This window comes from Sporosarcina sp. ANT_H38 (genome assembly GCF_008369195.1).
In the GTDB taxonomy this organism is placed as follows: Bacteria; Bacillota; Bacilli; order Bacillales_A; family Planococcaceae; genus Sporosarcina.
In genome coordinates this window covers 717,376-743,722 of the sequence record NZ_VOBC01000001.1, presented here as the reverse complement: position 1 = coordinate 743,722, position 26,347 = coordinate 717,376, and the positions used below count along the sequence as shown (strand labels likewise).

19 protein-coding genes, 1 other RNA gene and 2 other annotated features (1 of these 22 cut by a window edge) are annotated in these 26,347 nt (G+C 41.9%); of the genes, 2 read left to right on the top strand and 18 right to left on the bottom strand.

What is annotated here, in order from left to right; all coding sequences use genetic code 11:
• Nucleotides 1–64: a binding site (T-box leader), on the bottom strand; it reaches 143 nt to the left of the window's first position.
• Between the two features lie 156 nt (nt 65–220).
• From recD2 to cymR, 5 genes are read right to left on the bottom strand one after another with little or no spacing between them, the layout of a single operon-like run.
• The gene (gene recD2, locus FQ087_RS03560; protein WP_255452128.1) at nt 221–2,671 is read right to left on the bottom strand and encodes an SF1B family DNA helicase RecD2; all 2,451 of its coding nucleotides are present in this window, start codon (nt 2,669–2,671) and stop codon (nt 221–223) included.
• Nucleotides 2,672–2,686: 15 nt separating this feature from the next.
• On the bottom strand, nt 2,687–3,352 hold the full coding sequence (locus tag FQ087_RS03555; protein ID WP_149579170.1) for a tetratricopeptide repeat protein: 666 nt from the start codon (nt 3,350–3,352) through the stop codon (nt 2,687–2,689).
• Nucleotides 3,353–3,365: 13 nt separating this feature from the next.
• The gene (mnmA, locus tag FQ087_RS03550; protein WP_149579169.1) at nt 3,366–4,487 is read right to left on the bottom strand and encodes a tRNA 2-thiouridine(34) synthase MnmA; all 1,122 of its coding nucleotides are present in this window, start codon (nt 4,485–4,487) and stop codon (nt 3,366–3,368) included.
• A gap of 23 nt (nt 4,488–4,510) precedes the next feature.
• Nucleotides 4,511–5,653, bottom strand: coding sequence for a cysteine desulfurase family protein (locus FQ087_RS03545; protein WP_149579168.1), 1,143 nt, complete (start codon nt 5,651–5,653; stop codon nt 4,511–4,513).
• A 12-nt stretch (nt 5,654–5,665) separates the two neighbouring features.
• A complete protein-coding gene (gene cymR / locus FQ087_RS03540; RefSeq protein ID WP_149579167.1) occupies nt 5,666–6,085 on the bottom strand; it encodes a cysteine metabolism transcriptional regulator CymR in 420 nt (139 codons plus the stop codon).
• Nucleotides 6,086–6,212: 127 nt separating this feature from the next.
• On the opposite strand from cymR, the gene FQ087_RS03535 reads away from it, so the two are divergent.
• The gene (locus FQ087_RS03535; protein ID WP_149579166.1) at nt 6,213–7,499 is read left to right on the top strand and encodes a replication-associated recombination protein A; all 1,287 of its coding nucleotides are present in this window, start codon (nt 6,213–6,215) and stop codon (nt 7,497–7,499) included.
• 614 nt (nt 7,500–8,113) lie between these two features.
• On the opposite strand, the gene FQ087_RS03530 is transcribed toward FQ087_RS03535, so the two are convergent.
• From FQ087_RS03530 to hisS, 7 genes are all read right to left on the bottom strand, one after another.
• Nucleotides 8,114–8,323, bottom strand: coding sequence for a hypothetical protein (locus FQ087_RS03530; RefSeq protein WP_149579165.1), 210 nt, complete (start codon nt 8,321–8,323; stop codon nt 8,114–8,116).
• A gap of 175 nt (nt 8,324–8,498) precedes the next feature.
• Nucleotides 8,499–8,930 (bottom strand): GNAT family N-acetyltransferase, encoded by a 432-nt coding sequence (locus FQ087_RS03525; RefSeq protein ID WP_149579164.1) that lies wholly within the window; start codon nt 8,928–8,930, stop codon nt 8,499–8,501.
• A gap of 306 nt (nt 8,931–9,236) precedes the next feature.
• On the bottom strand, nt 9,237–10,052 hold the full coding sequence (locus FQ087_RS03520) for a DUF6612 family protein (RefSeq protein ID WP_149579163.1): 816 nt from the start codon (nt 10,050–10,052) through the stop codon (nt 9,237–9,239).
• A 128-nt stretch (nt 10,053–10,180) separates the two neighbouring features.
• A complete protein-coding gene (locus FQ087_RS03515) occupies nt 10,181–10,948 on the bottom strand; it encodes a tRNA threonylcarbamoyladenosine dehydratase (protein WP_149579162.1) in 768 nt (255 codons plus the stop codon).
• 94 nt (nt 10,949–11,042) lie between these two features.
• A non-coding RNA gene (ssrS, locus tag FQ087_RS03510) (6S RNA) lies at nt 11,043–11,223 on the bottom strand.
• An 82-nt stretch (nt 11,224–11,305) separates the two neighbouring features.
• Complete coding sequence (aspS, locus tag FQ087_RS03505; protein ID WP_149579161.1) at nt 11,306–13,072, bottom strand: aspartate--tRNA ligase; 1,767 nt, start codon at nt 13,070–13,072, stop codon at nt 11,306–11,308.
• A 19-nt stretch (nt 13,073–13,091) separates the two neighbouring features.
• Nucleotides 13,092–14,366: a histidine--tRNA ligase gene (gene hisS / locus FQ087_RS03500; protein WP_149579160.1), complete on the bottom strand. Its 1,275-nt coding sequence runs from the start codon at nt 14,364–14,366 to the stop codon at nt 13,092–13,094.
• A 113-nt stretch (nt 14,367–14,479) separates the two neighbouring features.
• Nucleotides 14,480–14,715, bottom strand: a binding site (T-box leader).
• 151 nt (nt 14,716–14,866) lie between these two features.
• Here hisS and FQ087_RS03495 point away from each other — a divergent pair.
• Nucleotides 14,867–16,381, top strand: coding sequence for an N-acetylmuramoyl-L-alanine amidase family protein (locus tag FQ087_RS03495; RefSeq protein ID WP_255452263.1), 1,515 nt, complete (start codon nt 14,867–14,869; stop codon nt 16,379–16,381).
• Nucleotides 16,382–17,272: 891 nt separating this feature from the next.
• Here the strand turns inward: FQ087_RS03495 and dtd are convergent.
• The 6 genes from dtd to secDF form a co-directional block, all read right to left on the bottom strand.
• Nucleotides 17,273–17,713, bottom strand: a complete 441-nt coding sequence (gene dtd / locus FQ087_RS03490; RefSeq protein ID WP_149579158.1) for a D-aminoacyl-tRNA deacylase — start codon at nt 17,711–17,713, stop codon at nt 17,273–17,275.
• A 16-nt stretch (nt 17,714–17,729) separates the two neighbouring features.
• Nucleotides 17,730–19,928, bottom strand: a complete 2,199-nt coding sequence (locus FQ087_RS03485) for a RelA/SpoT family protein (RefSeq protein ID WP_149579157.1) — start codon at nt 19,926–19,928, stop codon at nt 17,730–17,732.
• 494 nt (nt 19,929–20,422) lie between these two features.
• A complete protein-coding gene (locus tag FQ087_RS03480; protein WP_149579156.1) occupies nt 20,423–20,935 on the bottom strand; it encodes an adenine phosphoribosyltransferase in 513 nt (170 codons plus the stop codon).
• A complete protein-coding gene (gene recJ, locus FQ087_RS03475) occupies nt 20,935–23,274 on the bottom strand; it encodes a single-stranded-DNA-specific exonuclease RecJ (protein WP_149579155.1) in 2,340 nt (779 codons plus the stop codon). Before recJ ends, FQ087_RS03480 begins: the two co-directional genes overlap by 1 nt.
• Before the next feature lie 225 nt (nt 23,275–23,499).
• Nucleotides 23,500–23,844 (bottom strand): LapA family protein, encoded by a 345-nt coding sequence (locus FQ087_RS03470; protein WP_149579154.1) that lies wholly within the window; start codon nt 23,842–23,844, stop codon nt 23,500–23,502.
• A 93-nt stretch (nt 23,845–23,937) separates the two neighbouring features.
• Nucleotides 23,938–26,208, bottom strand: a complete 2,271-nt coding sequence (secDF, locus tag FQ087_RS03465) for a protein translocase subunit SecDF (protein ID WP_149579153.1) — start codon at nt 26,206–26,208, stop codon at nt 23,938–23,940.
• Nucleotides 26,209–26,347: the final 139 nt, after the last annotated feature.

Below are 26,347 nucleotides of genomic sequence, written 5' to 3'. Positions count from 1 at the left end.
TTTCAGCCAAGAAGCACCTTTCTGAACGAGTAAAATTGCCTACTTTCTCCGTCAACGTATTACATATAGTATATGATAATCATGTCTTACTTGGGTCGGCATGATGCCGGTAATGCAGTCATAATACTCTTAGACTGTATTCCCTTCGGTTCGTCTTATGCCTGTCGTATCTAAACGACCGCTTCAGCATTTCTGATTATAGAAAAGTTCTGCCATCTTGTCAATCTGAAACTTCAAGAAATTCATATGGCGTTACCCCTTTCATGCCAATCAACGGATCAATTGACAGGAAAGTTTCCATAGTTAGTGTAAATATGACAGGTTTCGAATCAAATGAACCTACATTCGACTCCTTAGAAACTTCTGCATTTACATGTTCCGAAACCTCGACAACCTCAGGTTCAACGACATCGCCATTTAGCCGTTCTTTTAGTGTCGTCTGTCTTTCCAATTCATCGGTGCGAGCAATGCCCGCTCTGAACTCTTCAGGCTCTCCACAGAGGATGAGGAAGTTTTTCGCACGAGTGATGCCTGTGTATAACAAATTACGCCTTAGCATTTTACGATGACCGCGGACGATTGGCATAATAACAATTGGGAATTCACTGCCCTGAGATTTGTGAATCGAACAGCAATAAGCAAGTGTGAGCTGGTTTAGATCGTTACGCTCATAGGTGACTTCTATGCCATCGTACGAAACAACGAGTAACTCTTTTTTATCGATTGTTTCTTTCGCTTTGATAATCGCGATGACTTCGCCCATATCGCCGTTGAAAACATTGCTTTCGGGCTGATTGACAAGCTGAAGCACTTTATCACCGATTCGGTAAATCGCTTCGCCAAAAACCACTTCTTTGCGTTTCGGTCCTGGCGGATTAACCATTTCCTGAATCATTTTGTTTAAACCATCGATGCCCGCCGGCCCCCTATACATCGGCGCAAGAACCTGAATGTCTTTGATGGGATGGCCTTTGGTAATGGCATTTTTCACGACTTGCTCAACAACTTCGAGAATCCGATCGCTGCCCGCTTTGATAAATGAACGATCCGATGTTTTCTTAGTAATATCGTCTGTCCATTCAGACCGTTTAATCATATGAGCCATTTCAATAATTGATGATCCTTCACTTTGCCGAAATACTTCAGTCAGCTCAATGACAGGAACTTTACCGGAATCTAGCATATCCCGAAGTACTTGACCTGGTCCAACAGGCGGCAACTGGTCTTGGTCCCCAACAAATAACAGTTGGACATCATTGGCAAGCGCCTTTAATAGCTGGTGTGCAAGCCAAGTATCGACCATCGACATTTCATCGATAATAATTAGACGACCTTCAATTTCCCGCTCAGTCTCTTCTTCCTTTTCCAACCCATTAAATCCAAGCAGTCGGTGAATTGTCATTGCAGGTAATCCAGTCGATTCCGACATACGCTTTGCTGCTCGTCCAGTCGGTGCCGCCAATACAATCGGGAATGGTTCTTTCTTTTTGGCATACTCTTTCGGGTCGAGCGACAATCCATGGAGTTCTGCATACACTTCGACAAAACCACGAATAACTGTTGTTTTTCCTGTTCCGGGACCACCTGTTAAGATCATTAATGGCGAATGAAGTGCTGTTTCAATCGCTGCTACTTGCGTTTCTGCATAATTGACGCCGAGTCGCTCTTCAACTTCCCCGACCGCTTTTCTTATTTCAGATACAGGAAATTGATCAGCTGTGTCATTCCCCATAATCCGCTCGAGCTTTGCAGCGATTCCGATTTCTGAAAAGTAAAGGGACGGTATGTAAAGTCTTCGTTCTTCAGCAGATAGTTTCCCTTCCTCGACAAGTACAATAATTGCCTGGGAAATATCAGAAAATGGAATATCCACACGCTGACTCATTTCAAGTAGGCGTTTCACATCTGGTAAGACGGCTTCTGCTTCCACGAACACATGACCGGCTGATTGCACGGCCTGGTTCATCGAATGAAGGATAGCCGCTTTAATTCTAGAAGGATGGTTTCCTGTAATGCCTAAATTTTTACCGAGTTCGTCCGCACGTTGAAAACCTACCCCTTCGATTTCTTCAATAAGTCGATAGGGATTTTCAGTCAGCAATGAAACGGATTCTTCACGATACTTCTGATAAATGCGCATTGCGATTTGCGGTCCAAATCCCCATTCATTTAACTGGATGATTGTTCGCTCAAGTCCCATATTTTGTTCGAGGACCGAGACAATTGTCTCTTTTTTCTCGTCGGATAACTTTGGGACCAGACCAAGGACAGATGGATCGTCAAGGATTTTTTTAATGGCATCCTTGCCGAGCTTTTTGACAATTGTTTGAGCTGTCTTCATCCCAATACCTGGAAATAAATCACCTGACAAATAATGCACGAGTCCCGTTTCCGTTGCAGGCATCTCTTTTGCGAAGGTATGCACATCGAACTGTGCACCATATGTTGGATGATTAACGAGCTTTCCTGTAAATTTGTAGTCATCTTCAGGATTCAGTTGCGGAAAACTGCCTTTAACAATGATTTCTTTATCTTCATTCCCACTATTAGTTTCACGAACTTTTAACTTCGCGATTGTAAAAAGGCTGTCGGGGTTATGGAAGATTGTCACGACTGGTCGTCCAATCAAAAAGATTTCATCCGTATTCCCCGCCATGTTGTTCCCTTCCATCACCGCCACCCCTTCTTATTTTCCTTCTTCGCCCAACTTGATCATGTCATATATATAACGTGCTTGAACGTGCTCCGGATCGATTGTGAATGCTTTTTCAAGATGAGTAAGTGCATCTTGTTTCTGTTCTGTCGACACTGCATATAAAAAACCGAGGTTATAATGAGCATCAGCACTTGCCTCGTCCTGTTCGATGATGAAACGGAATTCATTCCCGGCTTCTTTAAATAGTTCCAAATTCGCAAGGACAATCCCATAAGATAACCGGATTTCAAGATCATCCGGTGCCAGTTCTGTAGCCCTCTGTAAATAAGGCAACGCTAATTTCTCTTTACCTGAACGTTCGAGACTTTTCCCGAGCATGAAATATGCGTCTGCCTCCTCGACACCTTGACGAACTGCTTTTTCATATAATTTTGCCGCTTCTTCAAAACGATCTTTATTGTAATAAAGATTGGCGAGACCGTAAAAAGCTGTGCCAGCTTCAGAGTCAAGCGTAATCGCCTTTTGGAAAAATGGTTCTGCCCTCTCAGCATCTCCAAGTGAAGCGAAAACATTCCCTAAATTGATATAACCGACCGCATTTTCAGGTTCTTTTTCAACACCTTGCATAAATGATTCGACCGCTTTTTCGTATTCGCCATTTTGTAGTGCAGCGATTCCAATTTCATTGTATTCCATAGTTAACTACCCCTTATCCAACATAATCAAGTTGTTTGCCATTTTTTATAACTGTGTCGATTGTTCCCCCGCCAAGACATTCGTCCCCGTCATAGAAAACGACAGCTTGTCCAGGTGTGATTGCACGCACTGGTTGTGCAAAGTGGACGATTGCATTTCCGTCTTCAGTCAGTTCTACTGTGACGTTTGTATCTGGTTGACGATAGCGGAATTTCGCTGTACAACTAAATGTTTTCGGAAGTTCACGTACAGTCGAAAAACTGACATCAATTGCTGTCAAACTGTCGGAATAAAGTGCATCGTTATCGAAATTTTGACCAACAAGAAGAATATTCTTTTTCAAGTCTTTGCCGATAACAAACCAAGGTTCTCCAGCTCCGCCAATACCAAGACCGTGACGTTGACCAATTGTATAGTACATTAGCCCATCATGACGCCCTACAGTTTCGCCTTCCATCGTCGTCATATCTCCTGGTTGAGCAGGAAGGTATTGACCAAGGAATTCCTTGAAATTCCTTTCTCCTATGAAACAAATGCCTGTGGAATCCTTTTTCGCTGCAGTGGAAAGTCCTGCTTCAACCGCTTTTTCACGAACTGCACTTTTTTCCATATTACCAATAGGGAACATCACTTTTTGTAGCTGATCTTGTGACAATTGATTCAAGAAATACGTTTGGTCTTTATTTGCATCTTTCCCACGCAACATTGAAACGCCGCCATCTACTTCTACCACTTGTGCATAATGACCCGTTGCTAAATAGTCCGCGCCTAGACTCATTGCATGCTCAAGAAATGCTTTGAACTTGATTTCTTTATTACACATGACATCGGGGTTTGGTGTACGTCCCGCTTTATATTCTTCAAGGAAATACGTAAATACTTTATCCCAATATTGTTTTTCGAAATTAACCGCATAATACGGTATTCCGATATCATTACAAACACTGATAACATCTTCATAATCTTCAGTCGCAGTACAGACTCCGAATTCGTCCGTGTCATCCCAGTTTTTCATAAAAATACCGATAACTTCATAACCTTGCTCTTTAAGCAATAGTGCTGCTACGGACGAATCTACGCCGCCCGACATGCCGACAACGACACGAGTTTCTGCTGGTGATTTAATTGTTTTCATTTTATTTTTCATCCTTTATATTTTCATTTCACAGACCGTTTGACGATTTCAGCTGTTAGTTCGGCTGCTTCCTTAATCGTTTCCTCAGTGAGACCGAGGCCAAAACTAAATCGGACCGAATTTCGTAATTTGGAAGAACCTTCGCCAAACATGGCAGTCAAGACATGCGACGGATCGAGTGAACCCGCAGTGCATGCAGACCCGCTAGACACGGCTATACCCGCCATATCGAGATTCACTAGGAGCGATTCAATATCTGTCCCTGGGAAGCTTATATTCATTATATGCGGTAGTTTTTCCGCACTTTTCACATTCATTTCGCAAGTGACATCTTGTTGATTAAACACGTCAGTCATTATGCTCGCATAGTTAGAATAATTTGCAGTGTTTTGTTCCATTGCCTGTTGTGCAATTAATACCGCTTCAGAAAAAGCAACAATCGCTGGAATATTTTCGGTTCCTGCCCGTCGTTTGCGTTCCTGTTCGCCGCCGAAAAGAACTGGTATTGTATCAAGTCCTTTTCGCTGATAAAGAAAACCGATTCCTTTTGGACCGTTCAATTTATGAGCTGAAACTGATAACAGATCGACGCCGAGTTCATCCACATGAAGTGGAACGATTCCATAAGCCTGAACGGCGTCCGTATGGAATACGGCCTGGTGTTCCTTCAGCAATGCCCCGATTTCACGAACCGGCTGAATTGTTCCCACCTCGTTATTGCCATACATAATCGAGACGAGAATCGTTTTATCTGTCAGTGCATTTCCCACTTGTTCCACCGTTATTTGTCCATTGTCATCGACTTCCAAGTAGGTTACTTCGAAACCTAGCAGTTCTAGTTGTTTACATGGATTTAAAACAGCGTGATGTTCAATATTCGTGGTGATAATATGATTACCTTTTGCTTTCATCGCCATAACAGTTCCAAAAATCGCGGTATTGTCTGCTTCCGTGCCGCCCGATGTGAAAATGATTTCCGTCGGTTCTGCATGAACAGACTGTGCCAGCGTTTTCCGTGCGTCATCTAGACTTTTTCGCGCTTCTCTTCCAAAACTATGGATGCTGGAAGGGTTACCGAAAGTAGATTCAAGTGTATCTATATAAGTAGCGCTTACGGCCGGATGAACCGGTGTCGTCGCCGCGTGGTCGAGATAAATTTTCTTCATATTAAGACTCCTTTAAATGTAAAACATATAGCTATCGCGATTATCTTCTTCACCCGATTTCATCAAATCTTCAATCGTTGTTGTGTCGAGGACACTACGTACAGCTTCACCGATTCGTTTCCAAAGTTCTTGTTGCGGAATATCAGATCCTTCTAGCCCTTCTACAACTTGGATGGGTCCTTCAAGAATCCGGATAACATCCCCCGCAGTAATTTCAGTTGGTGGCTTAGCCAACATATATCCGCCATAAGCGCCGCGGACACTTTTCACGATTCCACTGTTACGAAGAGGTGGAATTAGTTGCTCAAGATACGCTTCAGACAATTTCTGTTCTTCCGCAATTTTCCTTAGCGGAACTGGACCTTCCCCGAATTTAGAGCCAAGCTCAACAACAATTGTTAATCCATATCTACCTTTTGTAGAAATCTTCATATCTATCCCGTCCTTTTACGATTGCTTCAAGATAGTATAGCATAACAGACCCCTAGGCTTCCTTAAAATGATTTGCGTTCGATCAATGTGTATAATAGAAGAACGGATTTACTAAGGAGTGATCTCTTTGCATAATGAACCATTGGCGTTTCGCATGCGTCCTAGAACTATAGATGAAATTGCTGGACAAAAAGATATTATTGGAGAGAAGACGGCACTTTATCGGATGATAAAAAATGGACATGTTCCTTCTATGTTGTTATACGGGGAACCTGGAATCGGTAAAACGTCACTCGCTCACGCAATTGCAGGTACTAGCAATCTTCCTTTCATCGCCATGAATGCAACTGTTTCAGGGAAGAAAGATGTCGAAGACGTAGTAGCGGAATCACGAATTACAGGGAAAGTTCTACTATTCTTAGATGAAATTCATCGTTTCAATAAATTACAGCAAGATACATTACTGCCACACGTCGAAAGCGGCGCAATCGTCTTAATAGGGGCGACAACTGAAAATCCTTACCACGACGTCAATCCCGCCATACGTTCCAGATGCGGTGAAATCCGGCAACTATCTAGATTAGAACCTGAAGATCTAATGGAAGTACTCAAAAAGGCAATGTCGGATGAAAAACGCGGGCTCGGAAAAATGGCGATTGACTTAACCGATGATCAGCTGACGTTGATTGCGGAGGGTGTAAACGGTGATGCACGAAAAGCGTTAACTGTTCTTGAGTCTGCCGTTTCTGCCAGTGATGAAGTCGATGGTAAAATAGTCATTGAAGACTGGCTACTTGAAAATTTGCTTGGGCGCATCGGTTTATTCGGGGATAAAAAAGGTTCTCACTTTTATAATTTATTATCCGCACTGCAAAAATCGGTCCGAGGCAGTGACGTCAATGCCGCTATTTACTATCTCGCAAATCTTCTTGAGACTGGAGATTTAGTAGCTGTAAATAGACGTTTGCTTGTCATGGCCTATGAAGATGTCGGATTAGCTTCACCAGAAGTTGGACCGCACGTTTTAGCGGCAACAGAAGCTGCAGTGAAGCTTGGCATGCCGGAAGCACGTATCCCTCTCGCAAGCGCCGTTATCGAAATGTGCCTGGCATCCAAATCGAATTCAGCTTACAAAGCATTCGACGCAGCTGTAAAAGCTATCAATGAGGGCAAAACCGGAGATATTCCATTACATTTACGGGACGCGCATTATGCGGGTGCAGCAAAACTCGGCCACGTCGGCTACAAATACCCGCATGACACACCGCTCGGTTCATTTGGCGGCTGGACTAATCAGCAATATTTACCCGACAAATTAAAAAACACAGAGTTTTATAAGCCAGTTATGGCAGGCGAAGAAAAAAAGATGGCCGCCATTTATGACAAATTGAAAGAGTTTCGGAAAAAGAAGTGAGTGGGTAAAGCCTAATTGAGTAGATTGGTTGAATAACGGAGATCTATATGTGTTGATATCAAGAATCACATTGAATTCACTACAGAGCTAGGGGTAGCCGAAGCCCTTGTAAGGCCCCTTCGCTCAATTTATATAGATATTCATTTGTTCAATATAAATAGTACCAAGACGTTAGGAATGAATTTCTTAGCTTTCCAATAAGCTTTTTTATAACCATGGAGTTCACGGTATTTAATTACTTAGCTCTTACGAAATCGAATTCCACAAGGGATAACAGATTATTCCTTCTTTAAATAAACAGTTCTGTTACTGCAATATGGGACACAAATAAATCTCCCTTTTGGCCACCTATTCTCTTTAATCTTGCGGAGAATGGGTAGCCTATTTTTTCTTAAATTCAATTTCTATAATTAAGTCTTCTTACTCATTTCTGTGTTCTTCGTGTAAGCGCCACATAAGTTCTTTCCATACTCAGTAGTGAAATTGTCAATATTGAGTGAAGTCCCAACATTAATCAATTTACAGCAAAAAAGTCGCACTCCTTATTGTTAATGGAGTCGACTTATCTTAACACGTGCCATTTAAGCACCCTTTACTTGAATTAGAGAACACCCTTATTTACACTCGAATGAATATTCATTTGTTAGATTATTATGTATTTCTATTATAACTTCTCCACTATTTTCATAACATCCAGAAGTTAATAAACGTATTTCTTTGGTATTAAAATAACTGATTGAAATAACTAGAAAAGATACTACTAATAAAAATATTGCTAAAATCCATGAAACTCCTATAAAGTACTTATTTTTTATTAATTCCATTATCAAAACCTCCCCATTATAAACAATCCAAAATGCCATACATATTCTAACGCATCATTTCGTCAACTACGCTGGTATTCTTACATAAGAAAAAAGAGCCCGCTAAGCAGCTCAATTGGCTTCAAGAAAAGCCCTCCATCCGTGAGTGATAGAAGAACGAATCAGCTCTATACTATTAAAAATTCTTTAGATTTTTTTTTAAATAGTAATGTTTATAGTCTCTGCCTACGTTATCTAAACTCCCGAATATTTGATAGCCATTTTTTTCGTAAAAACCCAGTGCCTGAAAACTCAAAGTATCTACTTTAATAAAATCACATTCTTTTTCTAAAGCTATCTTCTCAAGTTCTACTAATAATTTAGTTCCAAAACCTGATTGGCGTATATCTTCATCTATCATAAAAGTATGAATTTCTAACCAATTCCAACACACTTCAGCGAGTATTCCTCCACGGACAACGCCATTATCGTCTTTCAAAAACAAACTGACTTCTTCGTATCTTCCCCGTAAATCTACTGGAAAATGCTTTAAATTAAACTTATAAAGCTCATCATCAATATATTGTTTGTCCTTCTTATTTAATTCTTTAGTAATGTATAAACTCATCATTCATTCCTCCTTTTGTATACTTTTTTACGCTTGTACTTATGGGTAAGAGCTTATACTCCCTATGGGCGCACTTATGATCGGCTTGAACCCCATTATGCTCGCCACGGGTGCACTTATGACCGGCATGAACCCAGTTATGCTCGCCATAGGCATACTTATGACCGGCATTAGTTATATTATACCTCTAGATGTTCACTTAAAGCACTCGACGGCTAATCAATCAATGTTCCAAAATAATAGAAAATAGAATACACAAAACCCTCCCAATGGCTAATCTTTTGGGAGGGTTTTGTTTAGTAATTTTTAGTTGGCTGCTGCTTCCAATACTTCTGCTGGAACCTTTATATCATCCACATTATCAAAGTGGCTATAAACTGCATCGATCGTCTGTTTAACTCGATGGGAATTACCATCAACTTGCATCATTGAGTATGTCGTTGTATCTAGTGTCATTTTAAAATCAGTTACATAGAAGTTATTGCTATCGATCCCTATAACAATATCGAATTTATTAATGAATGGAAACTCACCATTTAATACAACCATATCTGCTTCGCTGCTATTTTTCGATAGCATAAGTATCTTTTTGAAATCTGTATATTGTTCTCTCGACAATGACAGCTTTAAGTTATAGCCATAGTCAACTGGTTCCAGAACAAAATCATTCTCAAAAGCGTTAAAAAACTCTAGGTTTAGGGTTGGGTGGACATTTGCAATCATCGAACTGAACAATTCCGCAACCGAGCCTGACTGTAACTCTTCCCACTCTTTTTCTGGATTATCTTTGATGAAAACTCGGTCATCCACTTTATACACTTCTGCATCTATCGGATCCCCATTTAAAGGTCGCACTTTCACGCTCTGTTTAACTGTTTCAGGTTGTAACATTGCATCCGAAGTCATTTCATACTTCACACTATATCTTTTTTCAGGTGCTGTTGTTTTCCAAAAATCATCATAAGAGATATGTGTACGCACATTTTCCAATTTAGCAGATGCTTCTTTCGCTTTTCCGAAAACGTCTTGTGCCGTCATTCCCTGTTCCGCTTCTACATTACCGCATGCTGTTAATAAAAGGGCAACTAACCCAAATACAAATACCTTAAACACCTTATTCACACATAAACATCCTTTCTAGCAATCCATGTTCATTTTCATAAGCAATCACCCTATTATAACCTTACTAATATTTTAGTGACAACCAAAAAGAAACCGCATGAAATTACTCCTCAATGCGGTTGTTGTAATTACACTTTATCTTTCACTCGTCGGATAGGAATATCCGCAACGATATCATTCATTACCCAACTGGCGCACACGAGTCCGGCAACAGAGGGGACGAATGCGTTCGATGCTGGTGGCATTTTTGCTTTCCGAATGAAGGCATCAGGCTTACCTACTGTATCTACAACATCTTGTCTGACCACAATCGGGCTTTCGTCGGAAAAGACTACTGGTACTCCATTATAAATACCTTCTTTTTTAAGTCTGCGACGGATTACTTTCGCCACCGGATCTGTATGCGTCTTTGAGATATCCGTAATTTGGAAACCAGTAGGATCCATCTTATTAGCAGCACCCATACTCGAAATTATTTTCACGCTACGTGCGACACATTCTTTAATTAAATGTATTTTAAAAACGATTGTATCGGATGCATCAATGACATAATCAGGTTTGTAACTGAAAAACTCTTCGGCAGTCTCTTCCGTATAAAACATATGGAGTGAAATGACTTCACACTCTTTATTTATATCAGCAATGCGCTCTTTCATGACCTCTGCTTTTGAACGGCCGACTGTCGACAAATTAGCAATGAGCTGTCTATTAATATTTGTGATGTCAATATCATCCTTATCGACAAGGATAATACGGCCAATTCCGCTCCGAGCACATGCTTCTGCAGCAAACGAACCGACTCCTCCAACACCTAGTATCGCGACAGTGATGTCACGCATACGACTTACACCTTCTGTACCTATCGCTAATTCATTTCGTGAAAATTGATGTAACAAGAAAAACTCCGCCCTTCATTTAATAAAACTTTAATTTTCTCCAATAAAAAACCCCTCCGCACGTAAGTCAGAGGGGTGTATGATCATGTAAGTAACGAATCCCGAATGTGCCGTTTTTGTAGTATCGCTTTGAACCCGCTATCAGCAGGTGGGTGTCCTATTCGATTCTTCTGAGGTCCCGACTAAAGGCATATCATCCAACTCGAAATACGGACTCCCGACGAAAAAATGTTCGGTCAAAACTGATTGGCAAATAACGAACACTCCAGGATTCGTATTACTTGTATAATAACATACATCTTAAGTCAGTTCAACGATTTCACAGAAGTGGTTTTCTGATTTTTTCAATTCAACTGATTATCGTTTACTTTTTGACATAACCCGAATGCCAAGTTCAGTTAGTTGAGTCTCATCTACGCGGTCAGGCGCTGACGTTAACAGACAACTTGCGCTTGCTGTTTTCGGGAATGCGATTGTATCCCTCAAGTTCGTCGAACCGGATAACAGCATAACAATACGGTCAAGACCGAATGCAATTCCGCCATGTGGAGGTGTTCCGTAATCAAACGCTTCAAGAAGGAATCCGAATTGTTCGTTCGCCTGTTCTTTACTAAATCCAAGCGCTTCAAACATTTTTTCCTGGACATCACGTTTGTAAATTCGAAGTGATCCACCGCCAAGTTCATAGCCATTTAAAACAAGGTCATAGGCTTGTGCTTTAACAGTCTCAGGGCTTGCTACAAGTTCTTCCACATCTGCAGGCATTGTAAATGGATGGTGTGCTGCCTGGAAGCGACGTGCCTCTTCGTTATATTCGAACAAAGGCCATTCAGTTACCCAAAGGAAGTTAAACTTCGATTCGTCAATTAAGTCATGATCTTTTCCGAGCTTAGTACGTAGTGCTCCTAATGTATCTGCGACAACTTTCTTTTTGTCCGCTACAAACAATAATAGATCTCCTACTTCAGCGTCAGCTGCAGCTTTTAGTCCTTCGCCTTCTTCCCCTTCGAAGAACTTCGCGATAGGCCCTTTCAGACCTTCAGCATCAACTTTTAACCATGCGAGACCTTTTGCGCCGTAGACTGCTGCAAATTCGCCAAGTGCGTCGATGTCCTTACGTGAATAGCTATCTGCTACTCCTTTTACATTGATGAGCTTAACTTGCCCACCTGCCTCGATTGCCGCTGTAAATACTTTAAATGAAGAATCTTTAACGACTTCGGAGACATCAGTCAGTTCCAATCCGAATCGCGTATCCGGCTTATCTGAACCATAACGGCCCATTGCTTCGTCATAAGGCAAACGTTTAAATGGAATTTGAACATCGATTCCTTTTACATCTTTCATTACTTTTTGCATCAATCGTTCATTTAATTCAATAATATCTTCAATTGACATGAAACTCATTTCCATATCGATTTGAGTGAACTCGGGCTGGCGATCAGCACGAAGGTCTTCATCGCGGAAACAACGTGCAATTTGATAATAACGGTCAAAACCGGATACCATCAGCATCTGTTTGAATAATTGCGGTGATTGTGGCAGTGCATAAAATTCTCCTTCGTGAACACGGCTTGGTACAAGATAATCGCGTGCGCCTTCAGGTGTAGATTTCGTTAGAATTGGCGTTTCTACTTCAAAAAACCCTTCATCATCAAGGAAATTACGGACAGTTTTAGTGATGTCAGATCGCATTTTGAATGTATTCGCAAGTTTTGGGCGGCGTAAATCAAGGTATCTATATTTCAGTCTAATTTCTTCATTCACGTCCGTTTCATCTTCAATCATGAACGGCGGGTTTTTCGCTTCATTCACAATGTTCAATTCAGTAACTTGAATCTCAATCGAACCCGTTTTCAAAAGCGGATTTTTCTGGCCTGCTGCACGCTCAACAACTAAACCTGTAAGCTCAATTACGAATTCGTTGCGCAGTTTGTCGGCCGTTACGATCGCTTCGCTTGAAAAACTCGGGTTAAATACTGCTTGAACGATTCCTGAACGATCCCGTACATCGACAAAAATTAGTCCCCCAAGATCCCTTCTTTTTTGAACCCATCCTTGTAATGTAACCGTTTGTCCGATTACCTCTTCTGTCAATTCACCACTATAATGTGTCCGTTTCATTGCCTTCATCCGCCTCTCTTTAGCCAATCAATGTTTCTTTAAGTTTTTGAACCAGTTCAGTAACAGGTACTTTTACTTGCACTCCGTCAGCCATATTTTTCAATAAAGCAACGCCTTCCGCTACTTCATCTTCACCGATTAGTACGACTGTCCTTGCATTCAGTCTATCAGCAGATTTCATTTGTGCTTTCATTTTCCGGTCCATATAATCCATATCCGACCGAATGCCAGCTGCTCGAAGTGCACCAAGCAATTTAAAGCCTGGACGACGTGCTGTTTCGCCGAGAGTTACAATATAAACGTCAAGTGTCGGCTCACCTTCAAATGATTTCCCTTCAGCAGCCATCGCAAGGAGCAAACGCTCAATACTCATTGCAAAACCGATACCAGGTGCAGATGGTCCACCGATTTCCTCAGCGAGACCGTTGTACCTTCCACCGCCACACAAAGTTGTAATCGCTCCGAACCCTTCCGATGTGCTCATAATTTCAAAAGCAGTGTGGTTATAATAATCAAGACCGCGCACAAGGTTTGCATCGACTTCATAAGCAAGTCCTGCATCGTCAAGATAACCTTTTACATCTGCAAAGTATTGAGCAGACGCTTCATTCAAATAGTCAGCTAAGGATGGTGCTGAAGCGATAAGCGGATTGCCGCTATCTACTTTACAGTCCAATATGCGTAATGGATTTTTTTTCAGTCTAGACTGGCAATCGGAGCAGAATTCTTCGATATGAGGATTGAAGTGTGCAATGAGCGCTTCGCGGTGCGCTATTCTGCACTCCGTATCACCTAACGAATTAATAACAAGCTTCAACTTTGTCAATCCCACACGCTTATAGACGTCCAGTGCCAACGCAATCACTTCTGCGTCAATCGCTGGATCTGCACTACCGATAGCTTCAGCTCCAAATTGAACGAACTGACGATAACGTCCTGCTTGCTGACGCTCGTAACGGAACATCGGACCCGTGTAGAAGAGTTTTACAGGCTGATCCGGATAACCGAACATTTTATTCTCAACGAAGGAGCGTACGACAGCAGCAGTTCCTTCTGGACGCAGTGTCATTGAACGATCGCCTTTATCCATAAAGGTGTACATCTCTTTTTGAACGACATCAGTTGTCTCACCTACAAGACGTTGAAATAATTCTGTTTGTTCAAAAATAGGTGTACGGATTTCTTTATAACGATAGACATCGCATACTTCGTTAATGATTTTTTCTGCTTGCTGCCATTTCCATGTTTCAGTTGGCAAAATGTCCTGAGTTCCTCTTGGCACTTTAAAATTCATGTAAATTCCCCTTCCTAATTATGGATTGCAGACTACGTACGCCACGTCCTGTGAGCGGCCGAAGCCTTGATATGCTTAGTAGGACACAAAAAAGACCCCCATCCCTTGCCTATGCAAGGGACGAGAGCCTTAATAGCTTCCGCGGTTCCACCCAAATTGACGCAAAAGTTTGCGCCCACTCTAAAACCGGATAACGGCCGGTTCCGTCTGTACTTACTGAATTGAGATCGTTCAGCACAGAGCCTCGATGGTGTTATTCATTGTAAACCGCTGTAGGATGGATTTCAGCCACGTCCGTCCCTCTCTTGTCAGTCAATTATACAATTACTTTCCATGTCTTTAGCGTAAATATAACACGTACTACCCGTGTGATTTAAATTGTTAATTAATCATCATCTTAAAGATTCTGTATCATAGTGTCAACCTTTTTCGATTAATTGTAGTTTTTTTCAGTAAAAACTTCTACAATGAAATAAAAGGGGGATACTAGTTTGTTGAAAATGAGCAAATGGTTAATTGCATACATACTTTTATTCAGCTTTTCCTATGACACTCCGACGATTTATGCAAATACGGAGTCCGTTACGGTTGATGCTAATTCGGTACACATCCGCTCAGGTCCAGGCCTTACATATTCTGTGACAGGCTCGCTAAGTCAAGGTGAACAAGTAGATGTAATTTCTACCTCGGGAGACTGGTACCAAATCCAGCTCGGCAACAGCTCAGGGTGGATTGCATCTTGGCTAACTGCATCCGCAGATCATTCTAACGGGACAAGTACTGCGATCGTATCACAGGTCAACCAGTTAAATGTGAGGTCAAGTCCTTCCAGTAGCTCGGCAGTACTCGGTCGGATGGCTGCTGGGGATGAAGCGGTTATGACTGGACAGGATGGCGAATGGGCCTCCATAACTTTTAACGGTACAAACGGTTGGGTACATACAGACTATATTACACAGTTAACAGGTGAAACTGAACCTGTAGCAGAGAAAGTAGCTTCTTCACCCGAGTTGTTTACCGTTTCGGTTGATGCGCTCAATGTCAGAAAGAATGCTGATCTTTCCTCCAAGCGAATTGGACTCATTCATCAAGGTGAATCTTATGCCATCAAGGAAGTCAATGGCAATTGGGTACAGATTTCATTAGATGACAACGAATCAGGTTGGGTCTACTCATTCCACGGTACTCTGTCTTCGAATGGAAAACAGGCTTCTGAAGAAACCGATCTTGGAACAGTTACGATCCTGTCGAATGGGACGAATATCCGTGAAGCCGCTACGACTTCTTCACAGATTGCTGCTCGAGCTGATGCAGGAGAAAAGTTTCCAATTGTAAAACAAGACGGCGACTGGTATGAAATTTCTTTACCTTCAGGAGATCCCGCATTTATTGCTAAATGGGTTGTGTCAACGGGCGATGATTCATCCTTAACAGAACCCGTTATGAAAGAATCAATTCCACGCGTTGCCGGCACGTTAAAGGGGCTTACTATCGTGATTGACCCTGGACACGGCGGTAATGACCGCGGCACGACAGGGACTCGAGGAACAGACGAAAAAGATATTACAATTCTTACTTCCGAATTATTAGCAGCTAAATTGAAAGCAGCAGGCGCTAATGTCATTACAACTCGTGAAACAGATACTTATGTATCGTTAAGAAAACGAGTTGCTATCAGCAATCAGCATGCCGCGGATGCCTTCATCAGTCTCCATTATGATGCCAATCCCGATTCTAGCGTAGCAGGCTTTACGACGTATTACTCACACCAACATCAACATGCGCTTGCGTCTTCAGTCAATGAAGGACTTGCTTCTTCAGTTAATCTACGGAACCGGGGATCACAGCCTGGCGATTTTCTTGTTCTTCGTGAGAATAGGCAAAATGCTATTTTGATTGAACTTGGTTTCCTATCGAATTCTGCTGAGGAACGGACAGTCACAAGCGACATGTTCCGTGAACGAGCAACTCATGGTATATATCAAGGATTACTCGACTATTTCAATGAAAATTAACTAGCAAAAGGACCTTCCCAATACCTGGGAAGGTCCTTTATATATTGAACCAGATCTGTTAATTAGCCATATAGATACGATGATTACTTGTAATAAAATCGGTAGAATACCTATTTTCACTTGTACTTGTAAGTTTACGGCTCGCTTTGGACAGAATGGTCACGACAAATTTACCTGGGGTTAGATGTGGCTGGAAATGACTCCGTCATTTCCAGCCACATCCCTTTTGATAATTCTATCGCGACTATCTGTCCGCCGCGTACCTACAATATTAAAGTGTAAAATGCAACAACTTTGGAAGATGAAAGAATAGCTACTTTTCTATAGAAGTTGCAAGTGCCCGAAAATGAAATTTCGGGCACTTTATCGCTTTTAATAAAGCCTTCCTTACTAATTTCAGCAAAGATAATACTTGTAACAGTGTAATGCCATATAGAAAGTGAGAGTTCCTTAAAATTGAAAAAGAAATGCTATACAAAAGGATTCAGCAACCAAAATTGCATCTTTGGTTGCTCCTTTATTGATAGGATAGTGGTTATTCATTCGTTCCCAAAAGCTTTTGCACTTATTATACCTGTAGCATTGGAGAGCGACGGACGAAAGACCGCAATACGATTAACGAAAAAGCTAAGTAGGGATGCGACTTTGTCGCATCCCTACTTAGCAAGAAATACCGGTAATGGTGTAGTAGCCGTTCAGTCTAAAGCGACCCAATAATACCTGTATATAGAATGCCTAGGCCTTCATCACAAAAGTAAGCATTAATTTACTGGTTATTTTTTGTTAATCAACAATGTGATATTGAACAAATGGAGACCCATATTAACTGAGCGAAGGCGCCTTAACAAGGGTAGCTGAAGCATCTCCAATGGGACTCATTACCCAACTCCCCTATTTCGATTCCAAAATAATCGTCACAGGACCATCGTTAACGAGCTCGACATCCATCATTGCGCCAAAAATACCTGTTTGAACTCTCAATCCTTCTTCTTCCAATTTACGGTTAAAGAATTCCCAAAGTGGTTCCGCCTGTTCCGGTCTTGCCGCTTCTATGAAACTTGGACGACGTCCCTTTTTCACGTCCCCAAACAAAGTAAACTGGGATACTGAAAGAATATCTCCTCCTACTTCAAGGATTGAATGGTTCATCTTCCCCTCAGTATCTTCCCATAAACGCAGGCCTGCAATTTTCTTCGCTAGATAAGAAGCGTCTTCTTGACTATCCGAGTGGGTTACACCAACAAGAAGCACGTAGCCCTTATCAATAGAACCCGTGGTCTCTCCATTAACCCGAACAGCAGCTGGGCCCGATCGTTGTAACACAACTCTCATCAGTTACACCTTCCAATCAATTAATGACACGTTCCACAGAATAGATATCGCGGATTTGTTTAATCCGATCCACAATTCTTTGCAAATGTGCAATATCCGTAATTTTAATCGTCATATGAATCCGGGCGATTTTATCACGGTCCGCTTTGCCACTTACCGCAACCATCGGTGTCTTCGTATCGGCAACAACCATCATCACTTCATTCAACAACCCTTGACGATCGAAAGCTGACACTTCGATATCGACCAGGAACTCTTTCCTTGAACTAGAAGGTCCAATGGCCCATTCCACGTCGATAATCCTGTCATTCTCATCATCTCCGACCACAATATTAGGGCAGTCGGTACGATGGACGGAAACACCGCGTCCTTTTGTGATAAATCCTACGATTTCATCACCTGGTACAGGATTACAACACTTCGATAGCCTGATTAGCAAATTGTCAATACCTTTAACAATAACACCTGATTCAGTCATTTTATCCGGTTGAGGGGATTTCATATCCGAAACGATTTTGTCAATTGTGTCTTGTTGTTCACGTACTTTCCGTAATTTTTCAGCTAAACGATTAACGACCTGCTGAGCCGTTATACCATTAAATCCAACTGCTCCATACATATCATCTTCGGAAGTGAAGCTGAATTTTTCGATAGTGCGTTTAATATTTTCTTGTGAGAGTACTTCTTTCAAATCATACTCTTGCGATTTTATTTCTTTTTCAATCATTTCCCGGCCTTTCAGGATGTTTTCTTCCCGAAGCTGTTTCTTGAAAAACTGCCGAATTTTATTTTTTGCCTGAGATGTATTGGCGATTTTCAACCAGTCACGGCTTGGTCCAAGCGATTGCTTCGATGTCAAAATCTCAATAATATCACCTGTAAATAATTCGGTATCAAGCTGGACCATCTTGCCATTCACTTTTGCACCAATCGTCCGATTTCCGATTTCTGAATGGACACGGTAGGCAAAGTCAATAGGAACGGAACTTGCTGGCAGTTCAATTACGTCCCCATCCGGCGTAAAGACATAAACCATGTCCGAGAACAAGTCGAATTTCAATGACTCCATGAATTCTTCTGCGTTAGAGGATTCATTCTGGAATTCGAGTATCTCCCTGAACCAAGTTAATTTCGAATCAATATCACTCGGATTTTGAGCTACTGATTTTCCTTCTTTATATGCCCAGTGAGCCGCAACTCCGAATTCAGCAATTTTATGCATCTCTTCCGTCCGTATCTGAACTTCAAGTGGATCACCGGCTGGTCCTACAACAGTCGTATGCAGGGACTGATAAAGATTTTGTTTCGGCATCGCAATATAATCTTTGAACCTGCCAGGCATCGGTTTCCATAATGTATGGATGATTCCGAGAACCGCATAGCAATCTTTAATACTTGAAACAAGAATTCTGACAGCCAGAAGGTCATAGATTTCATTGAATTCCTTCTTTTGAATAACCATCTTGCGATAAATCGAGTAAAGATGTTTTGGACGACCTGAAAGATCGGCGTCTATTTCCATCTCTCCAATTTCCGTCTTAACTTGTTCCATAACATTTGCTAAATAGTTTTCTCGTTCGACGCGTTTGCGCTTCATCATATTGACTATTCGATAATATTGCTGAGGATTCAAATAACGTAATGCTGTATCTTCCAGTTCCCATTTAATGGCCGATATCCCTAACCGATGGGCAAGAGGTGCGAAGATTTCCAGCGTTTCAGCCGCAACCCGTCGTTGTTTTTCCTCTGGGACATGTTTTAACGTTCGCATATTATGAAGCCGGTCCGCTAATTTAATAAGAATGACGCGGATATCCTGTGCCATAGCTACAAACATTTTACGGTGATTTTCTGCCTGTTTCTCTTCTTTTGATTTATATTGTAATTTCTCAAGTTTCGTCACACCATCGACAAGCATTGCCACTTCTTCGCCAAAATCTCGGATGATATCATCCCTGCTAATGTCCGTATCTTCCACAACATCGTGTAGAAACCCGGCTGCAACTGTCGAAGGGTCCATTTCCAATTCGGCAAGAATACCCGCAACTTGGACAGGGTGAATGATATATACCTCACCTGAACTTCTGTGCTGTCCTTCGTGTGCAGTTTTCGCTGCCTCATATGCTTTTTTGACGAACTCAACGTGTTCTTCATTCATATATGAGGCAACTAGTGTAAATATTTCTTCTGCCGTCATGTCACGATTTTTCGCCATACTATTACCCCTTCCGACTTTATCCGCAAAAATGATTGTAATACCTATTGTATGTATAAATACGTGCTCATGTAAAGGGTTAGTATATGGAAAATAAGGTTTGCGCCTTCATATTGCACCTGAATCAATTTCACAATTACTTATATCTTGTGAAAAGACGAACAATATAATTCATCTATCAACTTATTGTCCGTCAATCTTTCGGACTACTTTCGTTGATTGTAGCGGAAGGTGGCGACTTGGCAACCTAAGTTCGCCGCATACTGTAAGCCTCGGGAACAGCGCGAGCTGAAGACCCCGCAGGAAGAGTCGTAACGTAGGACGGCTTTTGCGACCAAAAGCGAAGCGTTGGGAGCAGTAGATGTAGCCGTGCCCGCGGAAAGCGTCCATCTGAAGCTGAAATCAACATTGTTCGTTTTTTCCGTTTTATAACCCTAGTATGAAATTGATTCACCTATGAAAAAATCCTCCACCTATTATGGCGGAGGATTTTTTCAATATGTGATCAATGAACGCATGTCATAACCTTGCAATTTTTCACGGCCGCTTAAATACGACAGCTCAATGATAAACGCACAGCCTGCAACAACTCCGCCTAACTTTTCAACAAGTTCGACTGTCGCACATACCGTACCGCCTGTCGCAAGAAGATCATCGACAATTAGTACACGCTGACCTGGTTTTATGGCATCTTTGTGAATTGTTAATGTATCTTTACCATATTCAAGATCATATTCAACTTCAATTGTTTCTCTTGGCAACTTTCCAGGTTTACGGACAGGGGCAAATCCTACTTCAAGTGCATAGGCAACCGGGCAGCCGATGATAAATCCACGTGCTTCAGGACCTACAATAATATCTGTATTAACTTCTTTCGCAAACTTAACAATTTCATCTGTTGCGAATTTATAAGCTTGACCATTATCCATGATTGTTGAAATATCCTTAAAGCTGATTCCTTTTTTCGGATAATCCGGTACAATCGTTACATATTCTTTCAAATCCATTAGTGTTCCTCCCTGTCGACAATTCCATTTCGCATAATATCGAACCATTGTTTCAGTTCCATATATGGCGCATATAGCAGTCTTTTCTCAAGCTCGATCTGACGTTCGCGTTCTTTGTAAGATGGCGCCTCCGTCAAATCGCGTTTTCCGGCCGTCTCCTGAACAGAAACAAAACCATCTTCCATCTTAACAAATCCTAGCTCAGAAAACACCTTTGACATGAAATAAAGCGTGTCTTTTTTCCACGCTTTATGTTTTGTGAGTTGTTCTCCGTTCGTAACGAAGTCAAACTTCTCACGTTTTTTCAAGAAACTGTAATACCAGCCAAACTGTTCTCGATCGGGAATCCCATCAAAATACTTTGATTCGGATGCATGGAAGTGTGCGTAGATACGGTCTGGACGGATAGAATCCACAAGTTCTTCAAGCTGGTTAACATCGTCCGGTATATCTAAAAGGACAAGATTTTCTGCCTTCGATATTGTTTCTTGTCCGAATAGAGTAATGACAATCCCCTTCATGGATGATTGAAAATGTGTCACCGTTTGTTCATGGAAAGCAACAAATAATGTGTCGTCTAGCGGAATGGTTGGCAGCCATCTTGATGCTTCACGCACACCTCGTAAATCAAACAGCTGCCAATCATCAGAACGGATATCGCTGATTAATAACTGAGGCTTCTTATTACCATTCCATTCATTCACCTGCAAATCGCCCGTGACCGACAACTTTACACCTGGTGTCAATTGGTCAGCAATAGGACCTAGTCCGAATCCGATGGCATCGAGTGAAACGCCCTCATCCGCTAATTCCAGCTTCATATGATTCTTTGCCGCACCAATTTTCCGTACAGTTGTGGCAGTAATATCTTCGAGCATATAAACAGGCTTTTCAAAAGCCATTCCAAACGGACGTAGCAGTTCCAGCGATTCCAAAACGCTAACATCAATTTCACTAATTGACAGCGGAACATCGATTCGCACTTCAGGCGTAAGCATTTCTTCTGTCAGCACTTGTTCTGCCTGTCTATTAAGATTTTCACGCAGCGTGACAACGTCTGTAACCGCAAGAGACATACCGGCCGCCATCTGATGTCCTCCAAAGTGAGGTAATAGCTCTGCATTTTTAGATAGCTCTGCAAACATATCAAAACCATCAATACTTCTTGCAGACCCTTTTGCAATACCTGTTTCCCTATCAATCGACAAGACGATGGACGGGCGATAATATTTTTCAGTTAATCTTGAAGCGACGATTCCCACAACACCAGCATTCCAGCCTTCTCCCCCGATAACGAAGACGAGAGGAACTGTATCACCATACATTTTCAAAATCATGTCTTCCACTTCTTTAGCTATTGCAGCTACAATCGCTTGTCGTTCTTTATTCAGCGTATCGAGTTCTTTTGCTAATGTTGTCGCTAGCGTTGCGTCATCTGTCTTCAATAACTGGACTGCAGGTGTAGCATCGCCTAGACGCCCAGCAGCATTCAGACGGGGCCCAATCATAAATCCGATTGACTCCTCGGAGAGTGTTGCTTGTTCAGTGCTAGCGATGCGTGCGAGCGCCTGGATAGCAGGTCGCTTTGAAACACGCATCTGCCTAATGCCCTCTTTGACGAAATATCTGTTTTCATCACGAAGCGGAACTAAGTCTGCAACTGTCCCGATAGCAACTAGTTCAAATAAATCTTCTGGAATATCTTCCAGTAACGCACACGCAAGTTTGAATGCCACACCAACTCCAGCAAGTTCTCCGAACGGATATTCCCCTGCTGGATGACGAGGATGGATGATAGCATCTGCAGCCGGCAACACTTCACCGATTTCATGATGATCTGTAATTATGATGTCCATTCCGAGTGATTTCGCATAAGCAATTTCATCAACGCCGGAAATGCCATTGTCGACTGTAATTATAAGCGAGGCCCCTTGTTCATACAGCTCCAAGAACAGGTCTTTATTCGGTCCATAGCCATGCTTGAATCGATTGGGTATCGCATAAAACACATCTGCACCCATTCTTTCCAATGCCGTTGTCAGGACTGTCACACTCGTCACGCCGTCACCGTCATAATCGCCATATACGGCAATTTTCTTATCTGAAGCGATTGCCGTTGTTATGAGTGAGACTGCTTTGTCCATATCATATAGTAAAAAAGGGTCATGCATGCTAGATGCATCCATATGTAAAAATTCTTTTGCCACATCGGAATCTATTATTCCCCTTGAAGCAAGTATTTTTGCCTGGACTGATGAAATACCAAGATCCTTCGTCAACATCGTTACAAGTTGTTCATCCGGCCGTTCCACTTTCCATCTTTTCATTGATTCGATCAAATTCCTTCACATCCTTACGTTCATTATAGCGGATGGGCTACGACTCTAAAAGTAAAGACTGTTTTTAGCTACCTTTTCAATCACGCCTCGACGCAATTGCGTCCGAAATTCGTATTGCGCTTGCACATTCAACTCATATTATAAATTACGACATCCACCGGAGGCATAATTTAAATTAAAGAAAGAGCATCTCCCCAGTAGAGATACCGAGTAGATGCTCTTTACTTAACCTGTTTTGTTTTCAATAATGATTTCTTCACTCGATGATGTGCTCGAATGCTTTTGCAGTTCTGCAATTTCGTTCTGTTGCGCTGCAATCGTAATCTCTTTGTAGGTCATTTCTTTTTTGAGCTCTTTAATGCGACGGCCTGATTGAAATGCTAGGAACATCGCGACAAAACCGCTTACCATAGCCCCAAGAAGAGCTGCACCTAATATGACAAGAACAAGTGGCCATTGCGCTTTGCCAAAGACATAATTGACTTGTACCGCGTCAACATTAAAGACAGCAAACATAGAGATAATAATGGCGAATAAAAGACCTAGCAACAAATTCCACTGAAACTTCATATAGCTTTCCCCTTTCGTAAAATAAAAAATGGAACAGAGTATACATAATGTATACCCTGTTCCATGAATAACCAAAACTTATCCGATTAGGTGTTAGACGATAGGTTCGTCTGAGCCCCATGGTTTCTTCGTATCTTCGACTTTAATAGCGCCTTTTTTATTGATTTCACGTTTTTTCAGGTCAAACCAGATTTGAGCTGAGATGAAAATCGATGAATAAGTTCCCGCAAACAATCCAATCAGAAGTGCAATTGAGAAAGTCCGGATCGATTCTGCACCGAATAACATAAGCGCTACTACAACAATGACGACCGTGAGCACCGTATTAACAGAACGTCCAAGTGTCTGACGCAACGATTTGTTCACGATATCTGCTAGTTCCTCTACGTTATCGATACGACCACGATGGTTAATATTTTCCCGGATCCGGTCAAATGTTACAATCGTGTCATTGATGGAGTAACCAACAATCGTCAACACTGCGGCGATGAAGGTAATGTCGACTTCTAGACGCAAAAGACTGATCGCTGCTACCATAAAGAACACATCGTGTAAAAGCCCAACGATGGTCGAAACCCCCATTCGCCATTCGAAACGAAGTGCGACGTAAATAACTATACCGAGCATAGCAATAAGCAATGCTTTAATGGCATTTAACGCTAGTTCCTTACCTACCGTTGGTGAAACAGTTGATATATTTGGATCTGCTCCAAACTCTTTTGCAAGATCCGCTTTAAACTTGTTGATTTCTTCTTGATTAAAATCTTCTACGTAACGCATGACTGCCATATTACCCGTATCACCAGAAATGACGATATCATCTGTCGGGTGCCCGATTTCATCCAGATAAGTAGAAATTTCATCTTTCGTTACTGAATGGTCAGCAAGCACTTCAACACGCGTACCACTTGAGAAGTCAATACCGAGGTTCAGCTTGAAGATACCAAGGGCTATGATACCACTAATTAGCAATACTGCTGAAATGACATAGAACTTTTTGCGCGTAGCTACAAAATCGAAACGATCAAATCTCGTAGTAAGTTCCAATGTTTCAATTTGTTCTTCAGGCGCATGAACCCTGCTTTTCGGAATACCGAACCATGCTGTTTTCCCATCAAACACACCACTATCGACAAGAAGACCCAAAAGTAAACGTGACCCCCATACAGCTGTCAAGAAGCTAGCTAGAATACTGATGATGAGGATTGTCGCGAATCCTTTAACTGAACTTGTCCCAAAAACGAATAGGACAACCGCTGCAAGAAGCGTCGTGATATTAGCATCTAGAATGGCGGTGAAAGAATTTTTTGCTCCAGCCAAGAATGACGTCTTGACGGATTTACCGACTCGCAATTCTTCACGTATCCGTTCGTACATTAAGATATTCGCATCGACTGCCATCCCGACCCCGAGCATAAGTGCTGCAATACCCGGCAGCGTAAGTACGCCGTTAATGAGCGTGAAGACGAGCAGGATGATGAAAATATAGACTGACAAAGTAATGACTGCCACAAAACCTGGCAGGCGGTAATAGACAAGCATGAATAGGAAAATAATCGAGATACCAATAATTCCTGCAAAGATTGTTTTGTTAAGCGCTTGTTCACCGAACTGCGCTCCAACTGAAGTCGAATAGACCTCATCAAGAATTACAGGCAATGCACCTGCGTTCAAAATTCCCGCGAGGCTCTTCGTCTCTTCTAAAGAAAATGAACCCGATATTTCAACGTCTGAAGAATTTATAGGATTTGCCACATAAGGCGCAGAAACGAATTTAGGTTTCTCTTTCGTTACTTCCTCTTTAAATGAATCTTCACCTTCTACGAAGTCTAGCCAAATGACCATTACGTTCTCCGGTTTTTTCTGCGAAATCAATGTTGTCACTTCGCCGAATTTATTCGGCGATTTCATTTCAAGTGTAACAACTGGCTGACCATTTTCGCCAAAGTTCGCTTTGGCCTTGCCCTCTTTCAAATCGTTTCCGTCGAGAAGGAGATTGTCATCAGCATCCCTGAATGTTAGGTTTGCCTGGGTCGAAAGTAATTTTCTAGCTGACTCCTGGTCCTCAACTCCCGCAAGTTGCACGCGAATCCGGTTACCCGACTCGATTTGGATACTTGGTTCACTTACTCCGAGTACGTTAACTCGGCTTGTCAGCGCATTCGCTGTATCAGTAACCATTTTTTCCGTAATATCTGGACCATCTTTTTTCAAAGGTTCAACTTGATAAAGGACTTCAAAGCCGCCCTGTAAGTCTAGGCCTAGTTTTACATCTTTCATTATCGGATTTGCAGTTGTCCCTATCGTCAAGCCGAACACGACGATTAATAGTAGAAAGGCAACAATCCGTCCTCTTCTTTTCATAATCTAAGTTCCCCCTCTAAATATGGAGTGCAGCTGTACGGGATTTATCTATGTACATACTCCGAGAATAGCGACAGCGCCCCCGCAATAACTTGGCGCTGAATACTAAACATTATAAAAACACAATATATCTATTATG